The organism is Paenibacillus sp. J22R3 (assembly GCF_056269305.1).
In genome coordinates, this window is the sequence record NZ_JBWDNS010000002.1 from 1,078,592 (window position 1) to 1,093,619 (window position 15,028).

At 50.0% G+C, this 15,028-nt stretch carries 7 protein-coding genes; all 7 read left to right on the plus strand.

What is annotated here, in order from left to right; all coding sequences use genetic code 11:
- Positions 1 to 232: 232 nt before the first annotated feature.
- The 7 genes from AC0YN4_RS12890 to AC0YN4_RS12920 all read left to right on the plus strand — a co-directional run bounded on the left by AC0YN4_RS12890 (position 233) and on the right by AC0YN4_RS12920 (position 14,928).
- Positions 233 to 3,010, plus strand: a complete 2,778-nt coding sequence (locus tag AC0YN4_RS12890; RefSeq protein ID WP_475835953.1) for a chitobiase/beta-hexosaminidase C-terminal domain-containing protein — start codon at positions 233 to 235, stop codon at positions 3,008 to 3,010.
- A gap of 105 nt (positions 3,011 to 3,115) precedes the next feature.
- A complete protein-coding gene (locus AC0YN4_RS12895) occupies positions 3,116 to 7,564 on the plus strand; it encodes a sugar-binding protein (protein ID WP_475835954.1) in 4,449 nt (1,482 codons plus the stop codon).
- A gap of 196 nt (positions 7,565 to 7,760) precedes the next feature.
- The gene (locus AC0YN4_RS12900; protein WP_475780120.1) at positions 7,761 to 9,602 is read left to right on the plus strand and encodes a cache domain-containing sensor histidine kinase; all 1,842 of its coding nucleotides are present in this window, start codon (positions 7,761 to 7,763) and stop codon (positions 9,600 to 9,602) included.
- The gene (locus tag AC0YN4_RS12905; RefSeq protein WP_475780121.1) at positions 9,580 to 11,199 is read left to right on the plus strand and encodes a response regulator; all 1,620 of its coding nucleotides are present in this window, start codon (positions 9,580 to 9,582) and stop codon (positions 11,197 to 11,199) included. The genes AC0YN4_RS12900 and AC0YN4_RS12905 overlap by 23 nt, the downstream gene beginning before the upstream one ends.
- Positions 11,200 to 11,288: 89 nt before the next feature.
- Positions 11,289 to 12,698: an extracellular solute-binding protein gene (locus AC0YN4_RS12910; RefSeq protein WP_475835955.1), complete on the plus strand. Its 1,410-nt coding sequence runs from the start codon at positions 11,289 to 11,291 to the stop codon at positions 12,696 to 12,698.
- A gap of 35 nt (positions 12,699 to 12,733) precedes the next feature.
- Positions 12,734 to 13,609 carry a carbohydrate ABC transporter permease gene (locus AC0YN4_RS12915; protein WP_475780123.1) on the plus strand — a complete coding sequence of 292 codons (876 nt, stop codon included), beginning with the start codon at positions 12,734 to 12,736 and terminating at the stop codon, positions 13,607 to 13,609.
- Positions 13,609 to 14,928 (plus strand): carbohydrate ABC transporter permease, encoded by a 1,320-nt coding sequence (locus tag AC0YN4_RS12920; protein ID WP_475835956.1) that lies wholly within the window; start codon positions 13,609 to 13,611, stop codon positions 14,926 to 14,928. The genes AC0YN4_RS12915 and AC0YN4_RS12920 overlap by 1 nt, the downstream gene beginning before the upstream one ends.
- Positions 14,929 to 15,028 lie beyond the last annotated feature (100 nt).

The window sequence follows — 15,028 nt, forward strand, 5'->3', positions numbered from 1 at the left end:
CGGGCGTTTTTTGTTGCTCGTCTGTCGAAACCAGAATAGCTATTTTTTTCAGGGTAAGAGATTAAGATTTTCACAATACATATTTAGGGAATTCATCTACGATTAGACATAGTGTGCATGTCTCCACATGCAGCTCACATTTAGAGAGGAGGATGTCCATGTAATGTCATGCAACCGAAATGGTAACCGCTTTCAAGTATTGAAGCTGTAGTACCATAAGGGAGGAATAATAATGTCTGTGTCCACTCAAACCGTAGTTAGACCGGTGTTATCCGTGATGATGTGCATCTCCTTACTTCTAAGCCTTATAGTTATCGGAAGTCCGAATAAAGCTTATGCGGCTGCATCGAATGTTGCCAGCTTAGGAACTGTAATCGCCAGTGTTACGAATCCCTCCGGTGGAGGTAATCATGACATCAATGTAATCCGTGATGGCGTTAAGCCGGCTGTAGGAAGCGGCGATGCATCCAAGCAATATGATACGTTCAGCTGCTGTGGCACGAGCGACCAGTATTACGGCTACACCTTCAGCTCGAACCAGACCTTCACGCAGGTGGTGTTTCAAGAAGGGCTGCACAATTCAAACGGTGGCTGGTATGCGAACGGCACATTGAAAATTCAAGTCAGGCAAAGCGGAAGCTGGGTCGATGCCGTGTCGACGATCAACCCTTCATATCCGAATTCCAACTCCCAGTCTGCTTTCGGTCAATCTTATGAGACGTACACGTTTACGTTGAATAATGTCGTAGCCGACGGTATTCGGATTTATGGCACGACCGGCGGACTAGCCCACTACATAAGCATCGGAGAACTTGAGGTCTGGGCAGACAGCGGTGCTCCGGCAACGGCAGCAACGCCAACCTTCGCTCCAGCAGGCGGCTCCTACACATCCGCACAGTCAGTAACGCTAACCACGACAACATCAGGCGCATCCATACGCTATACGACAGACGGCAGTACGCCGACAGCAAGCTCGACGCTGTACAGCGCAGCCATTAACGTAGCCTCAACGCAGACGATCAAAGCGATTGCGATCAAGTCGGGCATGACGAACTCGGCTGTAGCGAGTGCAACCTACACGATTACACCTCCGGCAACTGTGGCAACACCAACTTTCTCCCCGGCCGGCGGCTCTTACACCTCCACGCAGTCAGTGACGATTACGACGTCAACATCAGGCGCAGCCATTCGTTTCACGACAGACGGCAGTACGCCGACAGCAAGCTCGACACTTTACAGCGCAGCCATTAACGTAGCCTCGACACAGACGATCAAAGCGATCGCAATCAAGTCGGGCATGACAAACTCGGCAGTAGCAAGTGCAACCTACACGATTACACCTCCGGCAACTGTGGCAACACCAACTTTCTCCCCGGCCGGCGGCTCTTACACCTCCACGCAGTCAGTGACGATTACGACGTCAACATCAGGTGCGGCCATTCGTTACACGACAGACGGCAGTACGCCGACAGCAAGCTCGACGCTTTACAGCGCAGCCATTAATGTCGCCTCGACACAGACGATCAAAGCGATCGCGATCAAGTCGGGCATGACGAACTCGGCAGTAGCGAGTGCAACCTACACGATTACGACCGGAACAGGCGCGCAGAACGTCCCTGCCAAAATCCAAGCCGAAAGCTACAGTGCGAAGAACGGGGTGGGGTTGTTCACTTCGAGTGTCGGTGATGTATATGTCGGCAACACGCTGCCTGGCAATTGGATGGAGTACAATCTCAACGTCCAAACCGCCGGCTATTACAATGTTACATTCCGTGTTGCCGCTCCGAGCGACCAGCGGAAATTCGAGCTTCGCAATTCCGCAGGCACGGCCCTCGCGACAATGACGTTCAACAATACGGGCGGATGGGAAGCTTGGACGACGATTTCCGTTACGCTGAATTTAGCTTCGGGCAATCAGATGCTCCGGATCCATAGCTTGACGGAAGGCTGGAACATCGATTGGGTGGATTTTGCCTATTTGACGCCTCCTCCGGCAGGCCCGATCTCCGTCACTACATGCGGTGCCACGGCCAATGATGCTACAGATGATCTGGCTGCATTCAATGCATGCGCTGCGCAGGCGAAAGTATTCGGAAGAGTGCTCTCGATTCCGGCAGGCAATTTCAATCTCAGCGACATCATTACCTTTGACGGCGTCAGCGTGAACGGTGCGGGCAAGACCGTAACGACGTTGACCTCCACGAACCCGAATCGCGGCTCGATCGATGTCAAAGGCGACAATGTCACGATCAGCAACTTCAAGCATGTTTATGCGACTGTCGTTCCGCGTGGCGACGGCAACGACACGAAGAACAGCTTCACGCTCCGAGGCGCTACGCATTTTACGATCGATAACATTTGGGTCTATACAGCCAGTACTGCAGGCATTCTGGTTCGCGGCGGCTCCAATGGCACGATAAAGAACAGCACGGTCGAGAATACGAATGCCGATGGCATCCATATGACGAACGGCGCCTCTTTCATTACGGTGGAATCCAATCTGGTGAAAGGCGTAGGTGACGACTGTATTGCGGTGGTCAGTTACACGCCGGATGGTCCGCGGGATCATGACATAACGATCAAAAACAATGATGTCGGCTACAACTCCCAGGCTCGAGGTATATCCGTAGTTGGCGGCGCAGATGTTCTGATCGAAGATAATCTGATCAATAACACCGAAATGGCGGGTATTTATATTTCCGTCGAGGCGGAATGGAACACGGCCGATGTAGACCGCATTACGCTCAATCGCAACACGATTGATCACACCGGTCTGCGCACCGCAAACGGTCATCCGAATGTGCTCGTGTATTGCTCACAAGGCAATCTGAATTCCGTAACCTTTACCGACAACATCATCAAAAATGCGGCAAGCGGCGGGATCGGCGTATGGGGCGGAGGGTACATCGGCACGATTACCTTCAATACCAATACCGTTACGAATTCTGCCGGCGCAGCGACGACGTTCCTGGCGGGCACGATTGTGTTGAACGGAAATACAGGCTTCTAAGGATGGGAACAACGCTCTCCGCTTGGCCGCTGAGGCGGAGCGGAGAGCGGCAATAGATTCCAAATACAGGGTTCAGCCGTAATCCGAATTAGGAGGGTATCAAACATGTCAGTAAGAAGGAAAACATTGCCCGTGCTGCTAAGCTTGACGCTGCTGTTTGGCTTGTTGACCACAGTTGTAGCCACGAATTCGAGGGCTTATGCAGATGAAGCCTTTAACGTGCCAGGGAAAATCGAAATCGAGGATTATGCGCAAATGAGCGGGATTCAAACGGAAGCGATACCTTATGCGCCGGATGAGACTTACATTGGATGGACAGACAAAGGCGACTGGATGGATTACGATCTGAACGTAGAGCAAGACGGACGCTATCGTATCGAAATGCGGGTAGCGAGCCCGCTTACCACTTCTCAGCTGCAAATCCAAAATGCGGCGGGCGATGTAAAAGCAACTGTTAATATTCCCTATAGGGGTGAAGCGCCGGATGGTTGGTTTAACTGGACTACCGTCAGCGCAGATGTCAATCTGATGACAGGAGCTCAGAAGCTGCGGGTCTACGTCCTTAGCGCTGGCTTTAATATAGACTGGTTGGACATTACTTATCTGTCTGAGCCTATACCCGAAGAACCTACGGGTCCGACGTTACCTCCAATCGTGCCGACGCCACTTTCGAATATTCCGGGCACTTTAGAGGCGGAAAGCTTCAGTGTTGCGAGAGGTGCCGAGAAGACGACTTCCGCAGATACGGAGAATGGACAGGCTGTTACCTTCGGACATGAAGGCGATTGGATCGATTTCCCGTACATCAATGCCGATTCTGCCGGAACTTACGAGGTTTCCTTCCGAGTTGCCAGTGCAGAGGATGCGAAGCAGATGAAGCTGCTTAATGCCTTTGGCGATGAATTAGGTGCCATTAATGTTCCGAACACAGGTAGTGCGGATTCCTGGCAAACGGTAAAGGCCAACGTTGTGCTGCCTGCCGGCATCCAGACGCTGCGTGTCAGTTCACCGACAGGCGGCGCTGCGCTGGAGCAGCTGAGGTTTACGCCGATCACGTTGATTGACGGCACGGTACCGATGCCTGCGAATGCACTAAGCATTGAAACATGCGGCGCAACGCCGAATGATATGACGGATGATACGGATGCCATTAAAGCATGTATTGCACAGGCCAAAGAAGAAGGGAAGATCGTCTTCGTTCCGGCAGGCGCATTCATTTACAGCTCGATCATCCTGCTCGATGGCGTGGATTTGACGGGTACAGGTCCTAATTCCAAGCTTCACAGCACGAATCTGGCAGAACAATGTCTCCAGCTTACAGGCGAGGGCACAGATGTGAGCCATATCCAGCTGACAACCGTCACGGCTACGCAGCGATTGTCCACGGATGTGTCCGCGCGGATTTATGTGGACCCGAACGCGAACAATTACAGCATTAAGAATACGGTTATTGATGGCGCATCTTCTGCGGGCATCATAAACTTCGGGTCAAATGGCGTTATCAGCGGCAACACGGTGGTAAACACACTCGCGGACGGCATTCATATTACCGGTTTATCCCACGATATTGTTATCGAGAACAACATTGGTCGCGATAACGGCGATGATCAAATCGCAGTCGTTTCCTACGAGAAGTTTGGCAGTTGGGTGAAGAATGTGACGATTCGCCATAACGATGAAGCAGGCGGTCTCGCGCGCGGGATTACGATCTCAGGCGGCGAAGTCATGAATGTGGAGAACAATCGAATTACATCCACCGGCGGTGCGGGGATCTACCTGGCTTCCGAAGGCAATTATCAGACGTACACCGTGAAAGATACGGTTGTGAAGGGCAACACAATCGTAAACGACAGCACGAATGGCTCTGTTCCGGAGAAGGGAGGCATTCGGGTACAAGCAACGAATAAACAGCCTTCTATGCAAAATGTCACCATCGAGGACAACACGCTCTTTGGATCCAATGATACAGGTATCCTAATTGTCGGTACTGCAGAAATCGATGGTGTGGCATTTAAAAACAATGTGATCGAGAAGCCGAAAGGCTACGGTATCAACATTGTTAAAACCGTCATCGGTTCATTGAGCTTCGCTGGCAATACCGTTATTGAACCAGGGAAAGCGGCATTCTCCAATCAAGCAACCGGTGCGAACGTAATAAGCGATATGGAGAATGAGGGTCCGGACGGCGGCGGTACGGAAAACGACTATGTTGCCGTGAAAGGAAAGCCGGTTATCGATGGTCAGATCGACAAGCTGTGGCGGTATTCCACCAAACTCCAAATGGGCAACACCGATAAAGGTACAACGGGAACGGCGAAGATTGCATGGGATGAGGATGCAATCTACTATTTGTTCGAAATGACAGATACGACGCCATTTGCGAAAGCGGTTGATGAGAAGAACGATTCGGTTGAAGTGTGGGTCGACGAGCTTAACCGTAAGAACGGCGCACGCACAATTGGTGATTATCAATTGCGACTCGATATCAACGATGTTTTATCAACGGCGAGCGGCACGGACCTCACGAAAGTAGAACACGCTGTCGTAATGATCAAAGATGGATATATCGCGGAGTTTGCCGTACCGTATACGGCGCTGACGCCGGAAATCGGCAACGTTATTGGCTTTAATGCCAGCGCGAACGATGACGAAGATGGTGATGGCCTGCGCAATGATTACATCAGCTGGATCGATAAGAATTTGCCATATTGGGCAGACACCAAGGTATATAACGAGGTTGAACTGGTCGGCACGCCTGCCAGCAGGCTGCCTAAGGCTACCAAGGGCAAGCCGGTGATTGACGGCGAAGTAGATGGATTGTGGACCTATTCAAGCTCGCTTCAAATGAGCGATACGCCTAAAGGCACGACAGGCAAAGCGAAGATCGCTTGGGACGAGGATGCGCTTTATTACTTGTTTGAAATGAAAGACAGCACGCCGTTTGCGGAGGCGACCAATGAGAATAACGACTCCGTCGAAGTTTGGGTGGATGAGCTTAGCACAAGAAACGGCGCACGCACAATCGGCGATTACCAGCTTCGTGTCGATATGGAGGACGCGATTACAACCGCATCTGAACTTGATTTGAACGGTACCCAGCATGCGGTTAAGAAAACAACGGATGGCTACAACGTAGAAATCGCCGTTCCGTTCACTGCATTATCACCGCAGATCGGCAGCATTATCGGCTTCAACGCAAGTGCGAATGACGACGAGAACGGCGACGGTCATCGAGACAATTACATCAGCTGGGTAGATAAGAACCTGCCGTATTGGGCAGATACCAAGGTGTACAACGATGTGGCATTAGCAGCGGGCAGCACGCCAAATCCAGATCCGGCGCCTAGCACAGGTGGTTTATTCTGGCCGCCTTCCGCAACGATCACGCAACAGGATGGAGCCGTCATCGTTGTTCCAAGCACGAATGTGAACAACGCTGCGCACTCGCTGACAGCTGCGATCAGTTTATCGGATTGGGAGAAAGCTCTTGCATCCGCTAAAGCTGGCAATTCCGCGCTTATTATTAATCTGAAAGGCAAAGATGACCTGCAGAATTATGAGCTTACTTTGCCAGCCAAGTCACTAAACGGATCCTCAGGTATTCAAGCTATCATTCAAACGAATGCAGCAACGGTTACGCTTCCCGGAAACATGTTCAAAGCAAGTGAGTTGACAGCTGCAGATGTGACAATTCAGATCAAGAAGGTGGATTCAGCAGGCCTAGCGGATCAGCTTCGTGAATCAATAGGCGCTCATCCGGTCATTTCTCTTGAAATGCAGTCAGGCAGCAAGACGGTCGCCTGGAATAATCCTGCTGAAGCCGTGACGGTGTCAATTCCTTATTCGTTAACGGCGGAAGAGCTGCAGAATCCGGAGCAAATCGTCGTTTGGTATATCGATGGCGATGGAGCCCTTCATTCGGTGCCTAATGGCAAATACGATGCGAAAGCAGGCACAGTCACTTTTACTACAACGCATTTCAGCTTGTACGCAGCTGCTTATGTGAAACCGGTGTTCACGGACATAGCCTCCTTAAGCTGGGCCAACAAGCAAATTAACGCGCTGGCGGCAAGAGGCATCGTAACGGAGAGTGAAGATGGCAGGTTCAGTCCTGCAGCAAACGTAACGCGGGGCCAATTTGCTGCAATGCTCGTCAAGGCGCTCTCGTTATCCGGCGAACCGGGCGAACAGTTCGCCGACGTGTCCAAAGATGATGCCAATGCAGAGTCGATCCTTATCGCCAGAAGCCTTGGCATTGTGCAAGGGACAGGAGCGAACCTCTTCAATCCGGATGGATTCTTGACGCGTGAGAATATGGCCGTCATGGCTGATCGAGCGCTCGAGATCGCAGGTAAACAACCTTCCGCAGCAGATGGGGCAGCACTCTTGAACGGCATGAAAGACGTGAATCAAATTGCTGCCTACGCGAAGGAAAGCATGGCACGGTTAGTTGCGGCAGGCTTCATCCAAGGCTATAATGGGCAGCTTTCGCCTAAAGTGCCGGCGACTCGCGCGCAAGCAGCGGTGTTCGTTTATAATCTGTTAATGAACTAATGGCTAGCTAAGCATGATGTAGTTTCGCTTCTAAATAGAGGTTGTCTCTCGTTCTCATCGGAAACGGTGATAATGAGGGGCAGCCTCTTCTAATTGAATTTAATCCCTTTATTGCCTAAATCTATTATAATGAGTTCATATTGTGTGAGGCTCGAAGCTCGCAATCTTGCAGGTAGTAGCATGGAGGAGGGCATTTGTGAAAGCGCCAACATTTCTGCTCGCAATCATTCGTTATTTCCAACGATCCATCTATCGTAAAATCTTAATCTCCTATTTGCTCATCATCGTGCTTACGGTGTCCTTTCTCGTTATGGATGTCTATTTCCGGACAGCCAGCGACCTCAAGCGCCAGTCAATCGAAACGACGGAATTGCTTACTCAGCAGTCGTCGGCCACGTTATCCTCTTATATGAACAATGTGAAGAGCTTTGCTTGGAACTATTTTGGCGATACGAACTTTCAGCAATTTGTTAGTCACATGGGTCAAGATCCGGAATCACTTAGTTATTACAACAGCAAGTTTATGAAGTTTGTTAATGATAATCCGATCATTTCGTATATCTATGTGAACCAATTGGAAGGTTTCGGCATACGATCAGGCCCTTCCTCGAACGACGTTACCGATATCGAGCAGGCAAGGCTGACAGCTATCGCCATTAAGCTCTCCGGCAAAGGGGCTTGGGTGCAATCGGACATGTACGATAAGTCTGAAGATGCGGTTGTGAAGACCGTTACGTTCGTGCAGGCGATTAAGAGCATATCGATTAACTCTCCGGGACCGATTATTGGCGTCATGATGTACGGGCTGTCCAAACCAGAGCTGGAAGCCTGGCTGCAGAATACAGAAGGCAGCTTCGGGACGAAATCATATGTGCTGAGTCAATCGGATGGGACCATCATACAGTCGCTAGCGAAGAACGAACCGCCGATTGGGCTTACGGCTGCGCATATGCAAGTGATTCAAGGGAAGAAGAACAGCGGTCATTTCTACATGAACGACCATGAGGGAACCAATCTCGTTGTTTATAAGAAGCTGCCGGGTACGGAATGGGTGCTTGTCTCACTTGCACCTAATAAGCTGCTGTTAAAGCCTGTCAGTGATTTTACGAAGCGGATGGCCTTAATTGTTGCCCTTAGTCTGTTAGTCTCGATGGTGCTCGCGAGTATTTTCTCATCGAGGACGGTTACGCCGTTAAAGGAGCTTAGCAAAGGGATGAAATCGATCGAGTTCGGCAATTACGATGTCAGTATTCCAATTCGAGGGATCGATGAGGTGGGTTATTTAAGCGGGTCTTTCAATCGGATGGCCAAGGAAATCAAACGGCTGATTATGAAGGTGTATGAAACGGAACTCGTAAAGAAAAATGCAGAGATAAAGTCGCTGCAGTCGCAGATCAATCCGCATTTTCTCTATAACACATTCGGCGTGATCGATAGCTTATCCAGTATGGGCGGCGATCCGAGAATTTCTTTAATCACCAGATCACTCGCGAAAATGTTTCGATATAACATCAGCGGAAACGATATCTCAACCTTGGCGGCCGAGATGGAGCAGATTCGGCTGTACTTGTCGATTCAGAAGATTCGGTTTGACAGCCGTTTAGCCTATTCGGTTTATTTGCAGGAAGGGCTTGAAGAAGTTCCGATCCCGAAGCTGCTGTTTCAGCCGTTGGTCGAGAACAGCATCTTACATGGCATCAGTAAGCGAATCGAAGGCGGCACGCTTCGGATTGAAGCGTCAAGCGAAGATCGGGAACGCATACAGATTAAAGTGTGGAACACCGGCGAACCGATCAGCGATGACAAGCAAAGGGAGCTGCGGATGCTGCTGGCATCAGACGCTAGAAGCACCGAAGCCGATTCCGAGCGTTCGTCCGTCGGGTTAATGAATGTACATAACCGGATCCGGCTACTGTATGGGGCCCAATATGGCATTAAATTCGAGAGCAGCAAGGAGCTCGGCACGTCGTTCACCCTTACCATTCACTCGACATTGCCCGAAGGAGGGAATGACTTTGAAGATTATCGTGATAGATGACGAACCGATTATTCGGCAGGGGGTCATTTATAAAATCAATCAGTCCGGTTTGCCGGTTACGGTTGTCGGCGAAGCCGGGGACGGTATATCCGGTATGGCGCTCATTCGCGCTTTAAAGCCGAATTTGGTGCTCACCGATATTCAAATGCCGGAGATGAGCGGGCTGGAATTGATCCGCCAAGCGAAGGCATTTGACTCGCAGCTGGAGTTTATTATATTGAGCGGCTATGACGAGTTTGAATATGCCAAATCAGCCATTCGATATGGAGTCAGCCATTATTTGCTCAAGCCTGCTGAAGATGAAGAATTGGTCGAAGCGATGACGCAAATGCTTCAGAAACAGGAAGAAGAGGACTGCCGGCAGAAGTCGTTCTCCGAACTGAAGCTGCTAGAGAAGTCAAGTAAGGAAATTGCAAGGCAGCAGGCACTGACGCAGTTTATCGAGCATGGAGACCGTTCGATGGATGTGGAAACGATTGCTGAACTGAGAGGGGATTGCTCCCATTTTGCCACTGTAGTATTTGTGTTCGAGCCTTTCGAATTGCCGCATTTGTCCTTCGTCGAGGGAGAAGAGAATCTGCTCTGGTACGCGCTCAGGAACATTATTACGGACATATTCGCGCGCTGCGGCATTCATGGGACATTATTTCAACATGCGCTTCATCGCAATGAGCTGGTATTTGTTCTTGGCACTAGAATTGCGACTGAGCGCACTGCCGCTGCAGGAGCGATGCAAGAAATTCTTCAGGGCATTCGCAAGTTTATGAAGCTTGAGCTTACGGTTGGCATTGGGCCTCAAGTGGATCTGATTGAGAAAGTGCAGGAGTCGTACCGCGAGGCAAAGCTGCTCATTCGTGACGCTGTCATCCACGGCAGAAGTCGAATCTATGTGTATGACGCAGCAAGACCGAAGGGGCAAATCCGTAAATCGATTATCGGCGAGGAGGATAAGCAGCTCGTAGGCCAGTGGCTGAAAGATTGGGATGTCGAGAAGCTATACCGCTGGATGGACAGGCGTGTTGGGGCAATCGTCCAGGATGCCGATTCTTCGTATATCCATCTGGAATGGTTCTGCATGGACCTTCATCTGTTGTTTCACAAAGTGGTGCTTGCCAATGCCATTGATTCGGAGTGGACAATCGGGGAAACAGAGGACCTGCTGCAATGGCTGCAAGAGGCGTCGCATTGGAGTGAAATGTTGGCGCATATGAGACGATCCGCGGCTAATATCATTGGTCATTTGACGAGAAATACAGATCTGACAGGGAAGGACACCATTGAAGCGGTTCGGATCTATATCGAATCCCATTACGCGGAGGCGGTATCCTTGCAGTCCATCTCGGATCGTTTCTTCATTCACCCCAATTATTTCTCCAAGCGGTTCAAAGAGAAGACGGGCAGCAGCTTCATCGAGTTCCTGACCTCCATTCGCATGAGAGAGGCGTCGTCACTGCTGCTGAACAGTGATCTGCTCGTACATCAGATTGCCGAACGGGTCGGATTCGAGGACCCGGCTTATTTCGGCAGCGTTTTTCGCAAGCATTTTGGCGTCTCGCCGAAGCAGTTTCGGGAAAGGGATAGCTTAACATTTTCATAATGGATGCGTAAGATATTCGCTTAAATTCTCATCACGGAGAACCTACAATTAGAAGTGTCAAGTACACAATGATCGAGGGGGAAACCAGCTTGAAGCAGGCTTCAAAGGTTACCGCGATTTCCGTCATGATGGTGGCATTTGCACTTGTGATTACCTCATGCGGATCAGGTAATTTGGCTAACGAATTTAACGATGCGACCGATGCGGCAGCCAACTCGAATGGTGTTCCTTCTGCGTCATCGAATGAGGATATCGAATTGGTAGAAATTACGGTATGGGATAAGCCGCATGCGGATGATGCGGACAAGTCGCTGAGGGAGCAGCAATTTACTGCTTTTGAAGCAAAATATCCATATATCCAAGTCAACCATGTGGAGCAAACCAAGGGCAAGGAGCGGGAACAGTTCATGACGGCCGTAGCCGGCGGCGAACAGCCGGATGTCTATTACAATGCATACCCGGATATGGCGCCGTACATTGCGCAAGGCATAACAGCGGACATTACGGAGCTGTGGAACGCTTATCCCGATAAAGACAAGTACTTGTCTTCCGCTCTGGATGCAGCAACCGTTGACGGCAAAATCTATGGCGTACCCAGCTCAATGTACGTAACGGCACTGATGTATAACAAGAAAATGTACAGAGAAGCCGGCCTTGATCCTGAGGCAGCATTCAAAGACTGGAATTCGTTCGCCGAAGCAAGCGCCAAGCTGACCAACCGGACCAAAGGCATCTATGGCAATGCTATTCTCGGCACGGACTGGGCGGATTGGTTCTTCGAGTATTATGTGTGGCAGGCAGGCGGCGACTTAACGGAGAAGCAGGAAGGTGGGGCAGTTAAGCTAAACTTCACTTCGAATGCCGCCGTACAAGCGCTGCAATATTACAAAGATTTGAAATGGACGCATAAAGCGACGCAGAAGAACGTTGTCCAAAGTCTTGATGACAATCAGAAGGACTTCTACACCGGACATGCCGCTTCGACGTTGGCCGCTTCGGACTGGATCGGCAGCATGATTTCCAAAGGGATGGACGTTGCCGATATCGGTTTTGCCGCTCTACCTGCAGGACCTTCAGGCAAATCCCCCTCTCAAGTCGGCGGGAGCTATTTGATTATTAATCCGAAGGCTTCCAAGGAAGTACAGCAGGCGGCATTTACTTATGCGACTTATGTAACGTCCAAAGAAGTTATCGAATCGCAGCTTCAATATGCGAAGGATAATGGTCTGTTTCCGAACCTGCTTTCGGTCCGCTCCGACGTCGATGTGACGCAATATATAGACGGTCTTTCACCTGATTTGGTGACAAGCGTTCAGAATGCGGCAAAGGAAACGCATGTGGAATATTTCTTGAAATCCAGCCTTAGCCCCTATGTGGTGAAAGCAATTCAGAAGATCCTGCTAGACTCGAACGCAGATCCGAAGAAAGAGCTTCAAGCGGCACAAGATCTGGCGCAGAAGGAAGTTGTGGACCCCTACAATGCTGCGCTCAATCCATAAATCGACCGATGCCCAGAGAAGGAGCGGATCAGACTATGAAGATGAGGATAACGATCCGCTGGATGCCGGTGCTATTCCTGTTCCCCTCTGTCGTTTGCTATATGCTGTTCAAATATTACCCGCTGCTTCACATGATTTATATCAGCTTCTTTGATTACAGCATCGTGAATCCGCCGGGTCCATTCATTGGTTTGGACAACTACGTTCAGTTTCTGCGGACGTCTACGTTCTGGTTTGCCGTCAAGAATACATTTATGTTCTTTCTGCTGTACATGGCGTTGACCTTTTGGCTGCCGATTGCGCAGGCATTATTCTTAAGCGAGATTCGCAGGGCGAACGGTTTCTTCCGATTTCTCTACCAGCTGCCAACGATCGTTCCTCTGGTAGCAGGCGTATTGGTTTGGAAATGGATGTACAATCCGGATTACGGCTTGCTCAACTATTGGCTGTCGAAGATCGGGTTAGGCCCATATTTGTGGCTGAGTGACTTGCATATGACGAAGCTTGCCATCGTATTGCCCGGATTCTTTGCCAGCGGCGGCATTTCGCTTCTGCTCTACTATTCTGCAATTCGATCCATCCCCTTGGAAATGCTCGAAGCGGCAAAAGTAGACGGGGCAGGCCCTTGGAGACGGTTGTGGACCATGCTTCTGCCGAATATCAAATTCATTGTCATTATCAATTTCGTCTCCTTCATGTCCGGCGTTCTCCTGGCTTACGACAACATATATGTCATGACGCAGGGCGGACCTGCAGGCAGCACAACAGTGGTATCGATGCTGATTGTGAACACGGCGTTCCAGCAATCCAAATTCGGCATCTCCGGAGCAATGTCGCTGTTTATGTTCCTGCTAATTGCGCTTCTTACGTTCGTGCAATATAAATGTTCAGCTGAGAGGGAGGGTGCTTGATGAAATCGCCTCGAATTGCGGAGAAAGGACAGAGAGCGCTGAAGATGACCGCTTATGCGGTCACGCTGTTCTTCACCATCTCGGCGATCGTTCCGATTCTCTGGATGATGGTTTCTTCGCTAAAGAACGAGACCGACATTCAAGCATATCCGCCTAGATGGCTGCCCAGCATCCCGCAGGCGATTCGAATTACGATCGATTATTCGGGCTATGAACAGAAGGATGCACTGTTCTACGAGAAGGAAGCGATGATGGCAACGTGGTACCCGTGGATGAAGAATATCCGAGAAAATATCGGCGAAGTGAGTGTAACGGGAATTCGGAAAGGTAAGCTTCTCTATGGATCTCGCACCATTTCATCCAACTTCCATGTTGGACAGCCAACTGTTACACCATCAACCATGTTCAATGCGAAGATGATTAATTTGAAGCTGCCGATTATTCGGGAGAAGGGACTTTCCGACTTTAGGTGGTATGGGGATAGAGGGAAGGCTGCTTCCTTTGCGAAAGAGGATGGCAAATTGCACGCTGCGATTTCTGCGAAATTCAATCTTTTCTTCGACTCTACTGCTTTCGTGACAGGCAGAGTTGCGTCGATTACCGAATCGCCCAGCTATATGCGGGTGTTTGACAGCTACTTGTCTCTGAATAAATTAGCCCAAGACGTCTCGGGGACGCTCGGTTTCTTTCAATATTTCAAGAACAGTGCGATCATAACGTTTGCAAGTGTGATGATGCAGCTTATTCTAGGCGGGTTAGCTGGCTATGCCTTGTCGCAATTAATTAGCAGCAAACGGTGGCAGCTATTCTGGATCATGTTCTTTCTGGCGACGATGATGATTCCGGATATCTCGCTGCTGCTCCCGCTCTATTTGCTAATGAAGGACCTACATTTGGTGAATACGCTGCTGGCAGTTATATTACCTCACTCGGCTTGGGGCATCGTGGTATTTCTGTTCAAAGGTTTCTTTGATCAGCTGTCTCGGGAGCTGATGCAAGCGGCTAGAGTCGACGGCGCGTCGGAATTTCGTACCTTTACTCAAATTGTCATTCCTCTCTCTGTACCGATATTCACCGTCGTGGCGGTCATGACTTTTATTCCGGTTTGGAATGAGTTTGTTTGGCCGCTCGTCGTAAACAATTTGCCGATTAATTGGACGTTTACCGTTGCGCTGAATAATCTGCAGAATCGTAGCGGCGTCCAGCAAAATATGATCATGGCGAGCTCCTTCGTCTCCATGCTTCCACTGCTAATCGTGTTCGTGACCGCGCAGAAATACATCGAGAAAGGTGTCGCGTACTCGGGTGTGAAAGGGTAGATGGTGAATAGAAAAAGGAAACGGAATCCTTGAGAATTCAAGGATTTTTTGTTTGCTTCTTGAATCGATCATGCATTTCCAAAGATGCAGCACCTCCAAA